Here is a 20,214-nt window from a genome sequence, read left to right as displayed (position 1 = left end):
TCCGCACGCTTACCTCGAAGAGGAATCGCATGTCCTGGGACTTTGAGACCGATCCTGACTTTCAGGCCGAACTCGACTGGATCGAGCAGTTCGTGCGTGAAGAAGTCGAACCGCTCGAACATGTATTGGGTAGCCCGTGGAATATCCATGACCCGAAGTTTCAGCTTCTCGTGAAGCCGTTGCAGCAGCAGGTGAAGAATCGCAAGCTGTGGGCTTGCCACCTCGGACCCGAACTCGGCGGACCAGGCTACGGGCAGGTCAAGCTCGCGCTGATCAACGAGATTTTGGGCCGCGCGCTGTTCGCGCCGATCGTATTCGGCTGCCAGGCACCCGACTCCGGCAATGCGGAAATTCTCGCGCATTACGGTACTGATGCGCAGAAGGCGCGTTATCTCGCTCCCTTGCTCGCGGGCGATATCGTTTCCTGTTTCGCGATGACCGAACCGCAAGGTGGCGCCGATCCCAAAGTATTCACGACCCATGCGGTGCGCGACGGTGACGACTGGGTGATCAGCGGGCAGAAATGGTTTGCGTCGAACGCGCGGTTCGCGGACTTTTTCATTGTCATGGCGATCACCGATCCGGCTGTCTCAGCCTACAAGGGCATGTCGATGTTCATCGTGCCGGCGGGTACGCCGGGCTTGAACATTTTGCGCAATGTCGGCATGGCCGACGAGCCTGAAGCAACGCACGCGTATCTGGCCTTCGACCAGGTGCGCGTGCCGGCCGACCACATGCTCGGTGCGCCCGGCGAAGCCTTCGTGGTCGCTCAGGTGCGGCTTGGCGGCGGCCGCGTACACCATGCAATGCGCACGATCGGTCTCGCGCAGAAAGCACTCGACGCCCTATGCGAGCGCGCGCTGTCACGCCATACGCAGGGCAGTGTGCTCGCCGACAAACAGATGGTGCAGGAAAAGATCGCGGATTCGTGGCTCGAACTGGAGCAGTTCCGCCTGCTCGTGATGCGTACCGCGTGGCGCATCGATCGCTATCAGGATTACCAGAAGGTCCGCAAGGACATCGCAGCAGTGAAGGCTGCGATGCCGAAGGTGCTGCACGACATCGCGGCGCGTGCCTTGCATGTGCATGGCTCGATTGGCGCTTCTTCGGAGATGCCGTTCGCCGGCATGATCTCGCGCGCCTTCCAGATGGGTCTCGCCGATGGCCCGACGGAAGTGCACAAGGTCACCGTCGCCAAACAGTTGCTGCGCGACTACGTGCCGTGCGGGGACCTGTTCCCCGCGTATCACCGGCCGACCGCGACAGCAGCAGCCGAACGGAAATTCCGTGCGGCGCTCGGCTAACGGCTCAAAAGGAGTAGGGGATGACGAATTCCGCCTGGCAAGCAGCCGTGGATCTCGAGCGGCTCACACAATGGATGGACGCACAGCAGCTCGAAAGCGGACCGATTGTCGACGCGAAGCCGCTCACGGGCGGCACGCAAAATATCCTGTTGCGCTTCAGACGCGGAACACGCGAATTCGTCCTGCGCCGGCCGCCCTTGCATGCACGGCCGGAAGTGTGCGCGACCATCGCTCGCGAGGCGCGCGTGCTGGGCGCATTGGCCTGCACCGCGGTGCCGCATCCGGCGTTGTTCGGATCCTGCACCGACGATGCCGTGCTCGGCGCACCGTTTTATCTGATGGCGCCGGTGGCGGGGTTCAACGCTTCGGCTGCGGTGTTGCCGGAGTTGCATGCGCACCCGCAAGCGCAGCAGCGCATGGGCTACTCGATGGTGGATGCGCTGCTGCGGCTCGGTGAGGTCGATCCATTGGCCGTCGGGCTCGGCGACTTCGGCAAACCGCAGGGCTTTCTCGAGAGGCAGGTCGCGCGTTGGCGCGCGCAGCTGGAGCACTACCAGGTGCATGCGGGCTGGGCCGGTCCCGCTTCGCTGCCGGGTGTGGTCGAGGTGGCGGAGTGGCTCGACGCGAATCGCCCCCCGCCATCGCGTACCGGCATCCTGCATGGCGATTTTCATCTGGCGAACCTGATGTTCCGCAACGACTCGGCGGAACTCGCGGCGATCATCGACTGGGAGCTGGCCACCGTCGGCGATCCATTGCTCGATCTCGGCTGGCTGGTGGCGACGTGGCCGAATAACGAGGGCCAAGGCGCGGGAACAATACGTGTTACGCCGTGGCGTGGATTTCCGGGCGCAGCGGAACTCGTCGGCTACTACCGCGAGCGGAGCGATCGCGATTTATCCGCAATCGATTGGTACGTGGTGCTGGCGCGCTTCAAGCTCGGCATTCTGCTCGAAGGCAGTTATGCGCGCTCGTGCGCCGGAAAGGCGCCGGTGGAGTTGGGCACCAGGCATCACGCGTCGGCCGTGCGCCTGCTCGGGCAGGCCAAAGATCTGATTGCACAACTGGCGTAATCCGGGGCAAGCCAGCGGCACCCGAAGTATTCGACAGGAACAGCAACATGGAGACAGACATGGACATCCAGAACAAGCGTGTGATCGTGACGGGCTCGGCGAGCGGCATCGGCGCGAGTGCCGTGAAGGCGCTAGTCGCCGCAGGCGCGAAAGTGGCGGCACTCGATCTGAACGACGAGGCGGGCCGCAACATCGCCGCAGAGGCATCCGAAAAGGGGCCGGGCGTCGCGCACTACTTCAGCTGCGACGTGAGCCGGCGCGCACAGGTCGACGACGTATTCAAGGCCGCAGTGGAGCGCATTGGCGGCCTCGATGCACTTGTGAATATCGCCGGCGTGGAGCGGAAATCGCCGGCGGAATCGATCACCCAGGAAGAGTGGGACCTGATGTTCGACGTCAACGCGCGCGGGACGCTCAACACCAATCAGGCGGCATTCGCGCATCTGAAAGAAAGTGGCGGGCACGTTGTCAATTTCGCGTCGGCGGCGGGTGTGATGGGGCTGCCAGGTCTCGCGCACTATTCGGCGGCCAAGGCGGCGGTGCTGGGCTGGACTCGCACGGCGGCCAAAGAATGGGGCAAGTATCGCATTACGGTCAATGCATTGGCGCCCGCCATGTGGACCCCGATGTACGAGAAATTCCGCGCCCGGCTAGCTGCCGAACAACTCGCCGCGCACGATGCCTTCATGGCGCAACAGATACCGCTCGGCGGGCGCCTCGGCGACCCCGATACGGCGATGGCGCCCGTGCTGCTCTTTCTCGTCAGCGACGGCGCGAACTTCATCACTGGACAGACGCTGGCGGTAGACGGCGGTCTGATGATCCCCTGAGTGCGGGCACACAATGACTGAACGTTTGCAAGGTCAGGTTGCGTTGATCACCGGAGCCGCTGGCGGCATAGGTGCGGCGACGGCCCGGCGCATGTCGGCAGAAGGCGCTGCGGTCGTGCTGGCCGATATCGACGCCGACGCCGGTGCATTTCTGGCGCGGGAACTGGCGAATGCCTCGTTTGTGCACACCGACGTGAGCGTTGAGGCACAGGTCGCTCAGGCGGTCGAGCATGCATTGCAACGGCATGGCCGGCTCGATTGCATGGTGAACAACGCGGGATTGGTGGGTGCGTGTGGCTCGATCCTCGAGACCGGCGCCGCTGCCTGGCACGCCACGCTTGCTGTACTGCTCGATAGCGTGTTTTACGGTATCAAGCACGCCGGCCGGGCGATGGTGCGGCAAAAGAGCGGCTGCATTCTCTCGGTGGCGAGTACTGCCGGGGTGATCGGCGGTCTCGGGCCGCATGCCTATACCACAGCCAAACACGGTGTGATCGGGCTCACCCGGTCAGCGGCATCGGAACTCGCGCCTCACGGCGTGCGCGTCAACGCGGTGGCGCCGGGTACGACCGTCACCAACATGATCGTGCAGGGCCGTGGCAGTCTCGAAGCTGCGCTCGATGCGGCGGCGTCGGCATCACCGCTCGGTACGCCATTGATGCCGGACGAAATCGCCGCGGCGCTCGTCTACCTGGCAAGCGACGATGCACGCCATGTGACCGCGCACACGCTGGTCGTCGACTCCGGCGTGACGGTGGCGGGCGCAACCGGTAGTGACCAGTTTCATCGACGCCCGGCGGGTTTCATAGGCCGCATGCCGGAAGCAGCAGATCGACCCGACCGAACAGATCGAACCCATTGAGCAGAACGCGCCGCTGCTGTGCAGCGACGCGCGTGCATTTTGAACCGTACACCGCAGCGCGCATGACATTCGTGCAGCGACGGCGTCCCTACACCACCCAACAGCCGTCCCCGCCATACCAGGAGAAAACCCATGCTGATCGACGTCCACGCCCATCTTTTCACCCCCGGGATGCTCAAGCGTCACGAGTTCTGGGGCCCATTCATGAAGACCAAAGGCCTGACCGTGGGGCATTTTTCGCTTGGCACGACGCAGCCGTCAAAAGCGCGCGACGACGACGAGGCCGAAGCCAATCTGCTCGCGCGCATGACACACGAAGCGCGCCGCAAGCTGATGACCGAGCGTGGTGTCGACAAGCTGGTGCTGTCCACGCCGTCGCATGCGTTCATGTACTGGGCCGGCGAGTTCGGCGACGAATACGCGCGCATCTGTAACGACGAACTCTCGGCCTTCTGCGCAAAGGACCCGGATCACTTTGCATTCTGGGCCCATGCGAACCTCGCCAATCCGGCGCAAGCCGCACGTGAAATCGAACGCGCGGTGACGCAACTCGGTGCCAGGGGCGTATGCGTGGGCGGCGCCAATTTCAATGGTCTGGAAGCGTATAGCGAAGAACTGTTCCCGGTGTGGGAGCAGCTTGAAAAACTCGATGCGCCGATCATGGTGCATGGCTTCAACCAGTCGATCTACTGGGGCGAAAAGCATACCGACGACAAGTTCGAGACCACTTCGATCGTCGGCGACTGCGTCGACGAAACGCTGTTTTTCTGGAATCTGATCAGCGGCGGCGCACTGGATACATTTCCCGGCCTGAAGACCTACATCACGCACGCGGGCGGCATGGCGATTTTCCAGCTTGGGCGCCTGAACGATCTCAATCGCGTGATGGCGCCGGACTCGCGCAACAAGCGGCCGGTGATGGACTATCTGCCGAACTTCTACTTCGACCTCGATGTGCACGCAACGGGTTTGCGTCGCGGCGTAGTGGAGGTGGTGGGTGTGGACAACCTGCTGTACGGCACGAATTTCGGCGGCGCCTACGAGCACGGCGATCTGACCCAAGGCCTCGGGCTTTCCGACGCGGATCGCGAGAAGATCCGTAGCGGCAATGCCACCAAGCTGCTGAAGCTCGACGTCAGCGAGCAGGTCGTCGCCTGACGCGCTCGCGCGGGGAAACACACGACGTGCAAGGAAGTCTGCAACGCGCGCCGGTGCGGTGCCCTGTTGCGCCGCGCCAGCGAGACTCGATAAAAAGATGGAGACACGCGTATGACGACAGGCAACTGGTGGACGGCGGCTCTTCGCGAATCGGTGAACGGCGAGAGGCCGCTTGCGGTCGTGTGTAATGGTGAGGCGCTGGTGTTGTTTCGCAATGCGGCGGGCGAACTGTGCGCACTGGAGGATCGGTGTCCGCATCGGCGCGTGCCGCTCGCGCTCGGGACGGTCACGCCGAAGGGACTGCAATGCGGTTATCACGGCTGGACCTTCAGCGGCACGACCGGAATGTGCACCACGATTCCGAATCTGCGTGAGGACGAACGCGTGCCGTCGCGTTATGGCGCGCGTGCCTATCGGGTTGCCGAAAGCAATGGCTTCGTCCATGTCTGGCTAGGCGAGGGCAGTCCCGCGGATGTGCCCTTGCCGGGCGCGGACTATCAGCCGCGGGGCAGCGAATTCAGCGGCGCGGCGGTGGTCAATATCGCCCACGACGAATATCTCGCGGCGATGCTCGACGGTCCCGAGTGTCTGCTCGAATTCGGCAGCGTGCGTATGACCGATTTTTTCCTCGGCGATCCACGCGTGGAGTCAGGGCATCTCGTGGTCGATCGCGGTGCGGTATGGACGATGCGGATGTTGCCGGCAGCCTTCGTCATCGATCATCCGTTGATTGTGCGCACGGCGGTGCCGCTCGAGGGCGGCACGATACGCGTCGAGTTGCTGGATGCGGACGAGGTGCCGCTCGTGACGGTGTACATCGCGTCCAGCGTCAATCGGCGCGGCACCACCAGCCTATGCTGGCGTGGCTTCAGACACGACGCGCGGGTGGTTGGCGCGCCGTTGCGCTGGCATCTCGCCCGGCGTCGCGAATGCGCGCCCTTCCGGATCCATCAAATGATCGACGGTGCTGCGCTGGCTGCGTTGCTGGTGGCGCCGTCGCGCGATCTGGCCGCGGCACGCGCCGCGCAGCGCGCGCTTATGAGCGACGCAGCCTGAGTTGCTTTCCATTTCGACAAGGAGCATCGCAAGATGAACGCCGTCACTGAAACACTCGCCGTCGATACGGCCAATCTCGCCGCCAAAGGCGTTGGCGCGCCGTCCAGATCCGCGCGCCGCGACTGGACCCCACTCAACTACGATCTGCGCGACACCTGGTTTCCGGTTTCGCATAGCCGCGACGTGACGGAGAAACCGATTCGCCGCATCGTCCACTCGCAGCCTTATTTCCTGTGGCGGGACCACGCGGGCAAGCCGTTCGCCGCGGAGTTTCGTCCGGACCAGCTGGGACAACGGCGTGCGCAGGCCAGCGCGTTTACCGGCGGGCTGGATTTCTATCCATCGGTGGAGCGCTATGGCTATATCTGGGCGTGGTACGGCAATCCGGATAACGCTGACGAGCAATTGTTGCCGCACATTCCGTTTCTGCCGCTCGACGGCAGCTTGCCCGGTTATACGCAACGCACGGTGCGCTTCGATTCGACCTCGGCCCTCTCGATTGAAAACCTGATCGATCTCACACATGCCGATTTTCTGCATGCGAATACGATCGGCGACGGTACTTCCGAATCCGACATCGTCGAAACGGAATGGACCTCGGAGACGGTCACGCGCACCCGTATTGTGACGCAGAAATCGGTGGCGCCGATCATGCGCTGGGTCGGCGGCGTGCGCGCGAAGTACCAGGATTTCCGTGCGGTACTGCACGTACATTTGCGCAGCAATGTGTGCATTTCCTATCCACGTTTCAGGCCCGGTTACGACGTGCCGAACCTGCAGCCGTTCGTGCCGGTGGGCCGTCATCGTTCGCGCTGTGACGTCACCTTCAATACGACCGCGGCACCGATTCCGCTGCGTTATGTGATGCCGCGAATTGCGTTCGTGATCCAGCCGCAGGACAACTCGGTGATCCGGCCGCAGAACGAGCGCTATTTCGATCCGGACGAGCGCCTCGATCTGCATTCACGTTTCGATGCACCAGGTACGCGCTACCGCTTCCTGATGGATCAACTGGTGCAACGGCAGGCGCGAGGCGACTTCTCGTACGGATCGGATGCGGAACCGGGACGCGATATCCGCGCGTTGCTCGGTATGGTGGATTGACATGACCTGTGTGCGAGCGTCGAGGAGAAGGGCGGGCGTGCATAACGTCCGCGTACTTCGTTAGCGGGTGCGGATGAATTCGCGGCAGAGTTCGAAGAATGGATGCCTTCGGTTCGCGAGAGCCTGTACCACGTCGAAATGATCGCAGTCATCAATCCGGTAGTGCGGCATGAAGCGCTGGGCTTTGCCGAATGCCGTTTCGTAGGTACGCGCCTGCTGATGAAACGCCGGCGTTTCGGCGCCGCCCACGGCGATCAATTGCGGCGCGTCGGTCGCCGGCGGGTGCCGTAACGCACTCACGGCGCGCGCCTGCTCCCGGTCGAGCCGCAAACCTTCGTTGATCGAGGTTTCGCACAGCGGCTCCGGGTCGAACAGTGCCGAGATCAGGATCGCGCCGCTGAGCATCTGCTTTGGCAAATCGTCACCGAGCGTATCCCAGTGCGTCGCCATCATCCGCGCGGCGAGATGGCCGCCCGCCGAATGCCCGCTGACGAACCAGCGCTCGCGCGAGCAGCCGAGCTCGCCAGCGTGACGCCACAGCCATACCAGCGCCCTTTGCGATTGCGTGACAATGTCTTCGACCGAAACCACCGGGCACAGCGTGTAATTCACGAGTACGACCGACACGTCTTCGGCCACGAAGGGCTCGGCCACGAAGCTATACACCGATTTGTCGCCGCGCTGCCAGAAACCGCCGTGAAAGAAGATCAGCAGCGGCGCATCGGCCGACGCGGCGGAGAAGTAGTCCAGACGATCCCGCTCGCCCGCGCCATACGCCACATCCAGTTGCGCGCCGGGCAAGCGCCTGAATGCCGCTGAACGGGTCAGCCATTCCTGCAACAGGCCGGCCTCGAAACCGGGACGCAACCGACGCATGTTGTATTGCGCTTCAAGTTCGGCGGACAGCGGAATCGTTGTGAACGCAGACATGACGTGATCACAACGGAGCGAAGCCAAGCGCATGGCGGAAGCGATTCTTCACGAAGACGCCATCGCGCGAGGGCAACGCGCGCGGCAACTCATCCGCTTTGACGTGCACTTGCGCGAAGTTCAGTCCGGCGCGCGTGTTGATCCGGGCGGCCAATGCCTCGACGCCGTCGAGCGAGTGAATTTCGGTAGTCTCCTCGATGCCGCATGCGCGCGCCACTTGCGCGAGCCTGGTCCCAAGGCTGCTATGGCTGCGCTGCATGCCTGTTTCGCCGAAGTGTCCATTGTCGAGTACGACCACGCTCAGATTGGGCGGCTGCTGTGCGCCGGCGGTTGCGAGGCTGCCCACGCCCATCAACTGTTCGCCGTCGCCGGTAATTGCCAGCACCGGGCGCTCGGGTTGGGCGAGCGCGAGGCCCAGTGCGATGGAGGTTGAACCGCCCATTGCGCCCCAGAGATAGAAGTAGCGGTCTGAATCACCGGAAGCAAACACGTCGTAAGTCGGCGAACCGAGGCCTGTCACCACCAGCGCGTTTGGGCATAGTGCGAGCAGACGTGCGACGAATGCGCGGCGATCGATCGACGCGGAAGAAACGATGGAAGATGAAGCGTTCATTTGCGTTCCCACTTTTTACGTCCGATGAGGCGCTGCGACAGCAGCACGGCAACCTGCTGACCGCCTTCGAAGGCGGCGTCGAGTCCGGCGGACACGATATCTTCGACTTCATCGGGTGTCGACGCGCGCAGTACAGTGATCCCCATCAGTTCGAGGGCCGCCTGGGTCGCCTGGCCCATGGGGCATTGCCAGGGGTTGAATTCGGCGTACTCGCCGCGCATCGTCACCAGCGTCAGAAACGGGAAGCGACAACTCTGCAGCAGCGAAAACATGTTCACGCAATTGCCGACACCGCTGCTTTGCATCAGCAGCACCGCACGCTGGCCGCCGAGCCATGCGCCACTCGTGAGTGCGACGCCTTCCTCTTCGGTCGTGAGCACAATGTCGTGCATCTGCGGGTCCTGCTGGACGCGGTGGATCACGTGCGCGTGGCCGGCATCCGGCACATAGGCAACCTGGCGCACGCCGCCGCTCTTCAGAATGGAGAAAACGTTCTCCTGCCAGTTCGATACTGGCGACTCGGTTGTGCTCATGTCTCCTCGTGATTCCGTTAATGTGTAGCGCTATGCTAGGGCGAGACGTGGGTGCCGCGCCAATAACAAAGGTTGCTGGTGATATCAGCTTTTGGCATGGACGTGCGCAGCGTTTCGTGCCTTTCAACGCATCACGAACGGATTGACGCTGCCCGCGCCCGTGTTGATCCACACGCTTTTGGTTTGCAGGTACTCGTGGATCGCCTGGGCGCCGTTCTCGCGCCCCAGACCCGAGTCCTTGTATCCACCGAACGGCGACATGAAACTGACCGCGCGATAGGCATTGACCCAGACCGTGCCGGCTTGCAGCCGCTCCGACACACGAAAGGCGCGGCCAATGTCGGATGTCCAGACCCCCGATCCAAGTCCGAAGCGCACATCGTTGGCAATGCGCAGTGCGTCGTCTTCATCCCGGAAGCGGATGACCGACAGCACCGGACCGAACACCTCTTCCTGCGCGATGCGCATGCTGTTGTCGACGTCGCCGAAAATAGTCGGTTCGACGAACCAGCCGCGTCCGCACTCGGGCCGTGTGCCAGCGCTGCCGCCGAGCAGGAGCCTGGCGCCTTCGGATTGTGCGGTATCGATGTAGCGCAACACCTTGTCGTATTGGGGACGTGTTGTGATCGGACCAACCTGTGTATCCGCGGACATCGGATCGCCCATGCGCGCCGTGCGGGCGAGATTCAATAATCGCTCGACGAATGTGTCGTAGATCGAGTCCTGCAGGAGCAACCGCGAACCGGCGATACAGGTTTGCCCAGTCGCGGCAAAGATGCCGGCGACTGCGCCGTTGACGGCGTCATCGAGATTGGCGTCGGCGAACACGATGTTCGGCGACTTGCCCCCGAGTTCCAGGCTCACGTGCTTGAAGTGACGTGCGGCGGTTTCATTGATTGCGCGGCCGGTGCTGTCCGCGCCGGTAAAGGTGATCTTGCGCACCAGTGGATGCTCGACGAGGCTCGCGCCGACATCGCGCCCGAAACCGGTTACGACATTGACGACGCCCGGTGGGAAGCCGGCCTCGGCGAATAGTTTGACAAACTCCAGCGTGGACGCCGAAGTGAATTCGGACGGTTTGATCACGACCGTGCAACCCGCGGCGAGCGCAGGCGCTATCTTCCAAGCTGTGAGCAACAACGGCGAATTCCAGGGCGTAATTGCTGCGACTACGCCGAGCGGTTCGTGGCGCGTGAAATTGAAGAAGCCCTTTTTATCGAGCGGAATCACACTGCCTTCGATCTTGTCCGCGAGACCGCCAAAATAGTAGAACCACTGCGGGATGTAGTTCAGTTGCCCAGCCATTTCGGCGAGCAGCTTGCCGTTGTCGCGCACTTCGGTGGCTGCCAGCTTGTGCGCATCGCGTGCGATCAACTCGCCCACGCGGCGCAACAACTCGCCGCGTTGTGTCGCGCTCAATTGCGGCCACGCACCGCGTGTGAAGGCGCGGTGCGCGGCCTGAACGGCCAGATCTGCGTCGGCAGCGGAGCCTTCCGCGATGTCCGCCCAGGCGTCGCCGGTATAGGGGTTGTACGACTCGAACCAGCGTTGGCTTAGCGGCGGTGTATCGTGGCCGTCGATGTAATGCACATAGCGTTGCATGTCGATTCCTGTTCGAAAGAGGGCGTGACGGTGAGCCTGCTCAAGCAGCTTCGTCGACAACCGGATTGCTCAGCGTGCCAATGCCTTCGATCGTGATGTCGCAGACATCGCCGCCATTGAGCGGGCCGACGCCGGACGGCGTGCCGGTGAGAATCACGTCGCCGGGCAGCAGGGTGACCGCTTGACTCAGATAGGACACGATGAAGGGTACGGAGAAGAGCAGATCCGACGTGTTGCCGTCCTGACGCTTCGTGCCGTTGACGCTCGACTGCACGCGTAAATTGCCGGCGTCGAGTCCTGTGGTGATCACGGGTCCGAGTGGGCAAAAGGTATCGAATGCCTTGCCGACCAGTAAGCAGCCGTAGCCCATTTCGCGGTTCTGGATCACGCGTTCGCTCACGTCGTTCGCGCAGGTGTAGCCGAACACGTGATCGAGCGCATAAGCGATATCGACGCGACGGCCCTTTTTGCCGATCACGATGGCCAGTTCCGCCTCATGATGGACTACCTGGGCCTCGCGTGGCCGGACGATGGCTTCACCCGGGCCGATTGCCGCCGTCGTCGGCATCATGAAGAACTGGGGAATCTCGGGCGTCTTCGCGCCGGCCTCGGCGATGTGACCGACGTAGTTCATGCCGACTGCAAACAGTCTCGGGGCGGCCAGCGGGCAGAGGAGTTTCGCGTCGGCCAACGCATCGGTCTTGCCGGCCGGCGTGATGCCCTCGAAGGGCGAGCCGCTCAGGCGCTCCAGCTGCTCGCCTTCGAGCACACCGTAGTGGACTTCGTCATGCAATTGATAGCGGGCGATTTTCATGGGGTGTCCTGAGGGTGTTCTACAGTTTGCCGAACTCGAGGAACGCGTCATACGGATCGCGGCCGCCACGGATGGCCGTGCGCATGCGCGAATCCGTACTCACCGTCTTGACCGTTTCAGTGATGACGAACTCCGCGTGTTCGCGCTGGATCAGCAACGTGCCGTCGCGATCGCCGAGGAGGTAGTCGCCGGGCGATACGGTAACGCCGCCGATGACCACCGGCACATCAGTCGCTTCCAGACGCCAGCTTCCGACGATGTCGATCGGGCTGGTATAGCGGGCGAAAACCGGAAAGCCGATGGCTTCGATTTCGTCTGCGTCGCGAGAACCACCGTCGATGTAATAGCCGCGGATGCCGCGCTGTTTGAGGGCTTCGGCGGCCAGATCGCCCATCGCCGAGCGCGCATGATCGTGTGGTTGGCACACGACGACGTGGTCGCGTGGCGCGCCAGAGAGGACCCTGGAGATGAAGAGTTCGAGCGATTCGCTAACCGAAATGGTCGGATCGGCGCGGCCGGTGACGGTAAATACGGGCCCGGCCAGTTTCATATTAGGTGCGAGACCTTTGATGTCGCGCGGCAATTCGTGAACCGGCAGGCCGTGGATGCGCAGGACGTCAAAGAGGCCGGGCGTGTTGCAGGTGGCCAGCTGATCGGCGAGTGAGGTCATGGAAGTTCTCTTTGCCAAAGGGCGGATAACGCGGATGTGCGCATAGGGTGTCGTGTCGCCTGGCGGCGCATCCGCGGCTAGGGGATTCTAGGAGCCGCGTCGGCGGCATGTCGAATCACAAAAGTTGATGCTTCGATCAATCCGGGGTATGGCTGGCTCCAATCCACCGGGCGCCCGCCCACTCGCCGCTGCAAGCGATCTCTCTCACGCAGTTCTGCAGCACGGTGGTGGCACACCTGACCGCTGTGGAGGACCTTCTCGTCGTCGGGATTGCCAGATAAATCCGCCTTAAAAATGCTCCCGAGTCGATCCGCGCAGCGCTGAACACACCACGCTCGATCTCCTGCTGAACGGCAACACGAGGCATCACCGTTACGCCGTATCCCTGCGCAACTAGCGCTTTCTGCACACTCAAAGCGTTGGTCTCGGCAGCAAAAGTGATTCCGACTCCGGCTACCGAGCAGGCATGTTCGACCAGACTGCGCAGCCGATGCGGCGCACTCGGCAGCACCAGAGGCGCATCTCCAAGTGCCGCAACGGAAACCGGGCAATCGTCGCTAAGCCTGGCCGAAGCCAACCCGACAAGGCTCAGCGACTCTTCGACCAACGGCTTGACATCCAGAGCCGGCGAGGCCGCCGGGTCGTACAGCAGCGCGGCGTCGATCTCGCCACTTTCGAGCCAGTGCAGTAAGTGATCGGTATAACCCACTGACAGCGAAACACGTATCTGCGGAAATGCTTGCTGTAAGGCTCCCACCAGCGGCGCGGTCAGCAACTCGCAACTACTGGGCAGCAAACCTAAACTTACCGTGCCGGATACAAGTCCAGGTGTCGGCCGGATCTCCTGTTGTGCGGACTCCAATTCGCGCAAGGCTCGCCGTGCGCGATCGAGCAGGATATGACCCGCTTCGGTCAACTGCATGCCGCGGCGATCGCGCTCGAATAATGGTGCGCCTACGTCGTCCTCGAGCAACTTCAATTGCCGCGATACCGCGGGTTGCACGATATGCAGCAACTCGGCGGCGCGCGTCGCACTGCCTGTGTCGGCAATCGCAAGGAAAGTGCGGATCTGACGGATATCCATAGCGAGTCCAGTAGTTCCAGAACATGTTGCATTCAGTTGGCCAACACGCATGTCAGTGCGTGATACGGCGATCAGTTTTTGTCATTCGACAACGAATTGCACGCAATCCTAAGATGACTCCCTGCCAAAACATCATCGCGTTCAGCAGCGCGTTCGCGCGAATGCTGCGCATACCGGAGACAAGCCACATGACAGTGAAGCCCAATCTCATCGGCGGGGAATGGCGCGAAGGAGCGAGTTCGATCGAGAGCATCAATCCATCGGATACGGGTGAAAGCATTGGACACTACGCGCTCGCGGACGCGGTGCAAATGCGTGAGGCGGTCGCAGCGGCACGCGCAGCGCAACCTGCGTGGAGCGCCACGACGACCCAGGTCCGCAGCGATCTTTTGCTGAAGACGTCGATCGAACTCGCTGCCCGCAAGGAGGAAATCGGCGAACTGGTGTCGCGCGAAGCAGGCAAGACGCGCGCGGAGGGCATTGGCGAAGTATTGCGCGCCAGTCAGATCTTCCAGTTCTTCGCCGGTGAAGCGGTGCGCTATGGCGGCGAGAACCTGCCGTCGGTACGGCCGAATATCAACGTACAGATCAGTCGCGATCCCGTCGGTGTTGTTGCGTTGATTACGCCGTGGAATTTCCCGATTGCCATTGCCGCATGGAAACTCGCGCCGGCGCTTGCGTTCGGCAACACGGCTGTACTCAAACCATCGGAAGAAACACCCGGCGTCGCGTGGGAGTTGTTTCGCGTGCTGGAACGCAACGGCTTGCCGGCTGGCGTCGCGAATCTGATTAACGGACGCGGTGCGGATGCCGGTGAGACCCTCGTCGAAGGTGTCGACGCGCTGAGTTTTACCGGCAGCGTGCGCACCGGCCGACGTCTCGCGCAAAGTGCAATCGCCAACATGGTACGCATTCAACTGGAAATGGGCGGCAAAAATCCGCTCGTCGTTCTCGACGATGCGGATCTGGCTGTCGCGGTCGAATGCGCGCTCAACGGTTCGTTCTTTTCGGCGGGACAGCGTTGCACCGCATCGAGCCGATTGATCGTGACAGAGGCGATCCACGACCGTTTCGTCGACGCACTGCGCAAACGCATGCGCGCGCTGAAGATCGGCCACGCGCTGACGGCCGGTACGGACATTGGGCCGCTCATCAGCCAGCGTCAACTGGACATGGTGCAAGGCTATATCCAGACGGGACGCGATGAAGGGGCGGAACTGGTCGAAGGCGGTCAGTTGTTGCAGCCCGGCACGCCGGGCTTCTTCATGCAGCCCGCGTTGATGACCGCCACGTCGAACAGCATGCGCATCAATCGCGAGGAAGTGTTCGGTCCGTTCGCGACAGTCATCCGCGCTGCGGACTACGACGAAGCACTGGCGCTCGCCAACGACACCGAGTACGGCCTCTCGGCGGGCATCTGCACGAGCTCGCACAAGTATGCGAGCCACTTCCGTCAGCACGTCAGAAGTGGCCTCGCGATGATCAACCTGCCGACTGCGGGCCTCGACTACCACGTGCCGTTCGGTGGCACCAGGGCGTCGAGCTACGGCCAGCGCGAGCAGGGGACTTACGCGGTGGATTTCTACACGAACAGCAAAACAGCCTATGTCGGTTACTGAACCGCGCGGCCCTCTCTGATAACGATGGACGACAACAGGACCTGAATGATGGAAAAGATCGGATTTATCGGCCTCGGCCGCATGGGCAAGCCGATGGCGGCCAACCTGCGCAAGAAGGGCTTCGAGTTGGTCGTGATGGATCTGAACCGCGCGGCCGTGAGGGAACTGGTGGAGTTGGGTGCGCGCGCCGGCGAAAGCGTTGCGCAGATCGCGCGCGATTGCTCGATCATTGTGACGATGCTGCCGAGCTCGGTGGAAGTGGAGCAGGTCGCGCTGGGCGCCAATGGCATTTTCGCCAACGCCGCGCGCGGCAGCGTGCTGCTCGATATGAGCACAATCGATCCGCTCGCCACTGACCGGTTGGAAACGCAAGCGCGTGAGCATGGTCTCTCGGTGGTGGATGCACCGGTTGGCCGTCTCGCCGAGCATGCGGACCGCGGGGAATCGCTCTTTATGGTGGGGGCGAGCGACGCGGATTTCACCCGCGTCAAACCGCTCCTCGACGCGATGGGCACCACGGTCTATCACTGCGGAGCCGTCGGCACCGGCGGGCGGACCAAACTGGTCAACAACTACATCGCTGTCACGCTGTGCCAGGTGAATGCGGAGGCGCTCGCGCTGTCGCAGCGCTTCGGCCTCGACATCACGAAGACTTTGCTGGTGCTCTACGGTACCTCGGCGAGCAATGGCCAACTGCGGATGAACTTCCCGAACAAGGTGCTCGCGGGTGACACTGCACCGGGTTTCACGATCGACCTTGCACACAAGGACATGGCGTTGGTGCTTGGCGCCGCGCATGCAGCCAAGGTGCCGATGCCGGTCGCGGCAGCTGTGTTCGAGTCGTTCAGTCTCGCGCGAGCCAGTGAGTATGGCCGTATCGACTTTTCCGGCATTGCCGACGCGATCTGCGATCTGGCGAAGATCGAACGGGCGCGCGTGCCGAAGGGCTGGACCGCTTCCTGAATATGAAGACATGGCTTGCAGACTCATGACGAAGACCCGGGGTGCGAGTAGGCATGGACGTGCCCGCTTCGCCCCTAGGGGATTATCCGGATCAAAAACTCAAAATATGTACACAGATGATAAAAGTGTTTATATTAACAATTCAGCCCCAAGAAGGGTAAGTCAAGGAGACAAGCATGTTGACGCAGACCAGTCCCACACTGGCGGACGGCACCAAGGTTGCTGATCTGGTGAACGTCGAAACGCGAGAGGTGCAGATGCGCACGCTTTCGGACCCCGAACTGTATGAACTGGAAATGGAGCGGATTTTCGGCAAGACCTGGCTGCTGCTCGGCCATGAAAGCGAAATTCCGAATTCCGGCGACTTCATGGTTCGCGACATGGGGTCGGACTCGGTGCTGGTCACGCGCGACAAGAACGGCGAGATTCACGTCATGCTGAACGTGTGCCCGCACCGAGGCATGCGCGTCTCCACGCTGGACGCCGGCAACACGCAAATCCACACGTGCATTTACCACGGCTGGGCGTTTCGTCCGAACGGCCAGTTCCTCGGCGCGCCAGTCGAGAAAGAATGCATGCACGGCAAGATTCGCAGTAAAGACGAACTCTCGCTGAAAAAGGCGCGAACGACGCTGTACGGTGGGCTGATCTTCGCAACCTGGAATCTGGACGGCCCGTCATTCGAGGAATTTCTCGGCGATGCGAAGTGGTATTACGACATGCTGTTCAAACGCAGCGACAAGGGCATCGAAGTGCTCGGGCCGCCGCAGCGTTTCATCGTGCGGGCCAACTGGAAGGCGGCGGGCGAACAGTCATCGGGCGACGGTTATCACACGTTGACGTTGCATCGCTGGCTCGGCGAAGTGGGCGCGTATTCGAAGAAAGATGAAAAGGGCGGCGATCTGAGCCCGGAAATGTACGGCGTCGAAATCAGTTCACCGCATGGCCATGCGCTGCGCTGCATCGACCTTGGGCGCAAGATCCGCCGTCTGACCGGGCTTGATCCGGACCAGTTGACAGTCGAGCAGAAGCTCGACGTCCTGCCTCCCGCGGGAATGACGAGGGAAATGGTCGGCCAGCTCAAGCGCAATCTGAACGAAGGCCAATTGCAGGTGCAGACCTCCATGCCGCCCCAAGTGGGCGGTATGTTCCCGAACGTGCTGTTCGGTTTCCTCTATATTCCGCAGGCCGATGGTTCGGTAATCGGCTCGATCACGCTGCATGCCTATATTCCGCGCGGACCGGACAAGCTCGAGTTCGTCAACTGGATCTTCGCGGAAAAAGACTGTCCGCCCGAAGTGCGTGAGCAGATGCTCAAGCAGACCATCCAGTTGTTCGGCACGTCGGGCATGGTCGAGCAGGACGACTCTGACACATGGCCGCATATGACGCTCGCCGCGAAGGGCGCGCAGGGTAAAAAGCAGACGCTCAAGTATCAGGCGATCTACGAAACCGGCGCACCGGCGGGCTGGCCGGGTCCTGGCATCGTCAACGAGGGCTTCACGAAGGACGACACGCAATGGCACTGGTGGTTGCACTGGCGCGAACTGATGACCTCGGAAAGCTGAGCGCCGCGCGCCAATCAAAGCCATTCAAGGAGACAGTGTGATGAGCGAAGTAAAGGAAGCCGCAGGCTGCGCCACAGTGCCGCAACGCGCTCGTGTGCCGCTCGGTTCAGCCGTATATAACGCAGTGGTCGAGTTCCTGTACGACGAGGCGGTGCTGCTCGACGAGATTCGTCTGGAAGAATGGGGTGCGACGCTCGCCACCGACCTCGTCTACGTGGCGCCGCTGCGGCAAACGCGGCCGTATGCACAGCATGAGTCGTCGGTCATTCGTACGATGCAGCACTATCACGACAACTATCGCTCGATCATGGGCCGTATCATGCGTCTCACGGGTACCAAGAGCGCATGGGCCGAAGACCCGCCGTCGCGCACGCGCCGGCTCGTAACCAACGTGCTGGTGTATGAGGGCGATGCGACCGGCGAATACGTGGTGCGCAGCAATCTGCTGGTGACGCGCAGCCGTTTCAACTTCGATGAATTGGATCTGATCAGCGGCGAGCGCCATGATGTGCTGCGCCGCAGCGGCGAAACGTTCAAGCTGGCGCGCCGCGAGATCATTCTCGATCAGGCCGTGCTGGGTACACCGAATCTGGCGATCTTTCTATAGTCGCTCTGGTTTCCGGTGGCTTCGCAAGCCAAGGAAGTTGCCCCCTGTTTCCGGGGGCTTTTTTATGTCCCGCGATTTTCTGTGGCTCATTCGTCGAAGGCTAGCCACGCCTCATCGTCGGCGCACAGGTCGGCGGGGCGCGTGGCGAAGTCCAAAGTCGATCCGATGATGCGAATCGCCTGTTCGGCTCGTACCGGCTGCTGGGCAAAACAGTTACCGTTGGGGCGTGCATGCACTTGCGCGTCGAGATTCATGCCACGGCCCTTGGCGATGCCCGTCGCGCGTCTGAGCACCAGTGCCGCTTCGGCTTCTTCGCTCGATAGCGTGGTCAGCGCCCAGCGCGCCATACCATGATACAGATCGATTCCCGCATACGGCGAGGGCCCCTGAATCACCGTGCTCAAAACATCCCATTCGAGTAAAGGGACGCCGTCGCGCGCGAGCGTCGAATGGGTGCGATCGTTGACCCGCATCGGCACCTCGATGTCGTATTGACGCCGTAACGTGCCGCGCGCCGCCGCGGCGATCGCAAGTCCGGAGAGTTCGAACAGATGGGTGCATTGCTCGCTGGCGTCCGTTATGCGGGTGACTTCGTGGGCTGTTCGCGTGAGCGCCATGCCGACCAGCATCTGCAATTGTCCAGCGGCTTGTGCACACAACGTATAGGGGCGGCGCGGCGAGGCGGCCTCGATGGAACTCACCAATCCGTGCGCGCTGGTGACTTCAACGCGGAAGTGATGAAAGTCGTCTTCGAGTGTGGCGCGCGTCACGCGCTGTGACGTCTCGGTGCGACTGCGGATGACGATGCGGCGCCTGAACATGATGAAACCCTCGAAAACAGCGTAAAAAAGCGGCGGCGCCCGATTGTGATCTGCAAAATACTGACACCTTAATTCTTAAAGTGTACGATATCGCAAATTATGTTCAACAAACAAGGGGAGTTGGCATGGCATTGCTTAAGGAGAAGGTGAGTCTCGTCACGGGGGCCGGCGGCGGCATCGGCCGCGGCGTTGCACGGGCCTTCGCGCGCGAAGGAGCGGCCGTGGTGATCGCCGAGATCGACGAGAAAACCGGCTTGCAGGTCGAACGCGAAATCAAGGAACTCGGTGGCCGTGCGCTGTTCGTCAAGACCGACGTGACAAGCAAGACTTCGATCGAGGCAGCGGTGCAGCGTACGGTGGTGCACTTCGGCAGTCTCGACATTCTCGTGAACAACGCCTTCATTCCAACCCCTAATGTATTGTTCGAAGACAAGACAGATGAGATGTTGCAGCAGACCCTGACGTCGTCGCTGTGGGCCACCTGGTGGGCGATGCGCGCGGTGATGCCGCATATGCGCGAGCGCCGCTGGGGCCGCATCGTCAACTTTTATTCGATCGACACTGAGACCGGCGCATGGCTGCATGCCGATTACAATACCGCCAAATCGGGCATCGTCGGTTTGACGCGTAGCGCTGCGTCGGAGTGGGGACGTTTCAATATTACCGTGAACGCGATCGCGCCCACCGCGATGGGCGCGACGTTCTTCAAACTGGCCGAAGAGAATCCTGGCTTTGCCGAGCGTTCGGCCGCGGCGCGTCCGCTTGGCCGTTGCGGCGATCCAGAAGAAGATATTGGGCCGGCAGCGGTGTTTCTCTCGTCGGAGATGTCGCGCTTCATCACCGGCGAGACGCTGCATGTGGACGGTGGCCTGCACTTGCCGGGCTACAACTCGCGGCCGGCCAATGTGCCTGTGCGCGAGTATTGAGTGATGGTTCGGGTATGCGGCCGAGTACGAAAGCGGGTCGTCTATAAAGCAAAAGGAGCCCTGCGGGCCCCTTTACT

General features: G+C 62.0%; 20 protein-coding genes. 12 read left to right on the top strand and 8 right to left on the bottom strand.

Features of this window, described 5'->3' with window-relative positions:
• Nucleotides 1-29: 29 nt before the first annotated feature.
• From ACAX43_RS13860 to ACAX43_RS13830, 7 genes are all read left to right on the top strand, one after another.
• A complete protein-coding gene (locus tag ACAX43_RS13860; RefSeq protein ID WP_370708967.1) occupies nucleotides 30-1,304 on the top strand; it encodes an acyl-CoA dehydrogenase family protein in 1,275 nt (424 codons plus the stop codon).
• Nucleotides 1,305-1,324: 20 nt separating this feature from the next.
• Nucleotides 1,325-2,377: a phosphotransferase family protein gene (locus ACAX43_RS13855; RefSeq protein WP_370708966.1), complete on the top strand. Its 1,053-nt coding sequence runs from the start codon at nucleotides 1,325-1,327 to the stop codon at nucleotides 2,375-2,377.
• Between the two features lie 47 nt (nucleotides 2,378-2,424).
• On the top strand, nucleotides 2,425-3,207 hold the full coding sequence (locus tag ACAX43_RS13850) for an SDR family NAD(P)-dependent oxidoreductase (RefSeq protein ID WP_370708965.1): 783 nt from the start codon (nucleotides 2,425-2,427) through the stop codon (nucleotides 3,205-3,207).
• 13 nt (nucleotides 3,208-3,220) lie between these two features.
• Nucleotides 3,221-4,069 carry an SDR family oxidoreductase gene (locus ACAX43_RS13845; RefSeq protein ID WP_370708964.1) on the top strand — a complete coding sequence of 283 codons (849 nt, stop codon included), beginning with the start codon at nucleotides 3,221-3,223 and terminating at the stop codon, nucleotides 4,067-4,069.
• A 132-nt stretch (nucleotides 4,070-4,201) separates the two neighbouring features.
• Nucleotides 4,202-5,227 (top strand): amidohydrolase family protein, encoded by a 1,026-nt coding sequence (locus tag ACAX43_RS13840; RefSeq protein WP_370708963.1) that lies wholly within the window; start codon nucleotides 4,202-4,204, stop codon nucleotides 5,225-5,227.
• A 111-nt stretch (nucleotides 5,228-5,338) separates the two neighbouring features.
• Nucleotides 5,339-6,283 carry a Rieske 2Fe-2S domain-containing protein gene (locus ACAX43_RS13835; protein WP_370708962.1) on the top strand — a complete coding sequence of 315 codons (945 nt, stop codon included), beginning with the start codon at nucleotides 5,339-5,341 and terminating at the stop codon, nucleotides 6,281-6,283.
• A gap of 33 nt (nucleotides 6,284-6,316) precedes the next feature.
• On the top strand, nucleotides 6,317-7,387 hold the full coding sequence (locus ACAX43_RS13830) for an oxygenase (RefSeq protein WP_370708961.1): 1,071 nt from the start codon (nucleotides 6,317-6,319) through the stop codon (nucleotides 7,385-7,387).
• Nucleotides 7,388-7,447: 60 nt separating this feature from the next.
• Here the strand turns inward: ACAX43_RS13830 and ACAX43_RS13825 are convergent, their stop codons facing one another.
• From ACAX43_RS13825 to ACAX43_RS13795, 7 genes are all read right to left on the bottom strand, one after another.
• A complete protein-coding gene (locus ACAX43_RS13825) occupies nucleotides 7,448-8,317 on the bottom strand; it encodes an alpha/beta hydrolase (RefSeq protein WP_370708960.1) in 870 nt (289 codons plus the stop codon).
• Between the two features lie 7 nt (nucleotides 8,318-8,324).
• Nucleotides 8,325-8,930, bottom strand: coding sequence for a thiamine pyrophosphate-dependent enzyme (locus ACAX43_RS13820; protein ID WP_370708959.1), 606 nt, complete (start codon nucleotides 8,928-8,930; stop codon nucleotides 8,325-8,327).
• Nucleotides 8,927-9,463 (bottom strand): phosphonopyruvate decarboxylase, encoded by a 537-nt coding sequence (locus tag ACAX43_RS13815; protein ID WP_370708958.1) that lies wholly within the window; start codon nucleotides 9,461-9,463, stop codon nucleotides 8,927-8,929. Before ACAX43_RS13815 ends, ACAX43_RS13820 begins: the two co-directional genes overlap by 4 nt.
• A gap of 123 nt (nucleotides 9,464-9,586) precedes the next feature.
• Complete coding sequence (locus tag ACAX43_RS13810) at nucleotides 9,587-11,065, bottom strand: aldehyde dehydrogenase (RefSeq protein ID WP_370708957.1); 1,479 nt, start codon at nucleotides 11,063-11,065, stop codon at nucleotides 9,587-9,589.
• Between the two features lie 40 nt (nucleotides 11,066-11,105).
• Nucleotides 11,106-11,879: a fumarylacetoacetate hydrolase family protein gene (locus tag ACAX43_RS13805; RefSeq protein ID WP_370708956.1), complete on the bottom strand. Its 774-nt coding sequence runs from the start codon at nucleotides 11,877-11,879 to the stop codon at nucleotides 11,106-11,108.
• Nucleotides 11,880-11,898: 19 nt separating this feature from the next.
• Nucleotides 11,899-12,549: an RraA family protein gene (locus ACAX43_RS13800; protein ID WP_370708955.1), complete on the bottom strand. Its 651-nt coding sequence runs from the start codon at nucleotides 12,547-12,549 to the stop codon at nucleotides 11,899-11,901.
• A gap of 136 nt (nucleotides 12,550-12,685) precedes the next feature.
• A complete protein-coding gene (locus tag ACAX43_RS13795; protein WP_370708954.1) occupies nucleotides 12,686-13,633 on the bottom strand; it encodes a LysR family transcriptional regulator in 948 nt (315 codons plus the stop codon).
• A gap of 188 nt (nucleotides 13,634-13,821) precedes the next feature.
• Here ACAX43_RS13795 and ACAX43_RS13790 point away from each other — a divergent pair, with 188 nt between their 5' ends.
• The 4 genes from ACAX43_RS13790 to ACAX43_RS13775 all read left to right on the top strand — a co-directional run bounded on the left by ACAX43_RS13790 (nucleotide 13,822) and on the right by ACAX43_RS13775 (nucleotide 18,390).
• Nucleotides 13,822-15,252: an aldehyde dehydrogenase family protein gene (locus ACAX43_RS13790; RefSeq protein WP_370708953.1), complete on the top strand. Its 1,431-nt coding sequence runs from the start codon at nucleotides 13,822-13,824 to the stop codon at nucleotides 15,250-15,252.
• 45 nt (nucleotides 15,253-15,297) lie between these two features.
• Nucleotides 15,298-16,215: an NAD(P)-dependent oxidoreductase gene (locus tag ACAX43_RS13785; protein ID WP_370708952.1), complete on the top strand. Its 918-nt coding sequence runs from the start codon at nucleotides 15,298-15,300 to the stop codon at nucleotides 16,213-16,215.
• 176 nt (nucleotides 16,216-16,391) lie between these two features.
• The gene (locus ACAX43_RS13780) at nucleotides 16,392-17,783 is read left to right on the top strand and encodes an aromatic ring-hydroxylating dioxygenase subunit alpha (protein WP_370708951.1); all 1,392 of its coding nucleotides are present in this window, start codon (nucleotides 16,392-16,394) and stop codon (nucleotides 17,781-17,783) included.
• 40 nt (nucleotides 17,784-17,823) lie between these two features.
• Nucleotides 17,824-18,390, top strand: a complete 567-nt coding sequence (locus tag ACAX43_RS13775; protein ID WP_370708950.1) for a 3-phenylpropionate/cinnamic acid dioxygenase subunit beta — start codon at nucleotides 17,824-17,826, stop codon at nucleotides 18,388-18,390.
• 86 nt (nucleotides 18,391-18,476) lie between these two features.
• Here the strand turns inward: ACAX43_RS13775 and ACAX43_RS13770 are convergent, their stop codons facing one another.
• Complete coding sequence (locus tag ACAX43_RS13770) at nucleotides 18,477-19,211, bottom strand: DUF2889 domain-containing protein (RefSeq protein WP_370708949.1); 735 nt, start codon at nucleotides 19,209-19,211, stop codon at nucleotides 18,477-18,479.
• Nucleotides 19,212-19,336: 125 nt separating this feature from the next.
• Between ACAX43_RS13770 and ACAX43_RS13765 the strand changes: the two genes are divergently transcribed.
• Nucleotides 19,337-20,137, top strand: a complete 801-nt coding sequence (locus ACAX43_RS13765; protein ID WP_370708948.1) for an SDR family NAD(P)-dependent oxidoreductase — start codon at nucleotides 19,337-19,339, stop codon at nucleotides 20,135-20,137.
• Nucleotides 20,138-20,214 lie beyond the last annotated feature (77 nt).

It is taken from the genome of Paraburkholderia sp. IW21, from assembly GCF_041321145.1.
In the GTDB taxonomy this organism is placed as follows: domain Bacteria; phylum Pseudomonadota; class Gammaproteobacteria; order Burkholderiales; family Burkholderiaceae; genus Paraburkholderia.
Note: the sequence above shows the minus strand (reverse complement) of the source record. Positions and strands in the feature narration are given on the sequence as shown.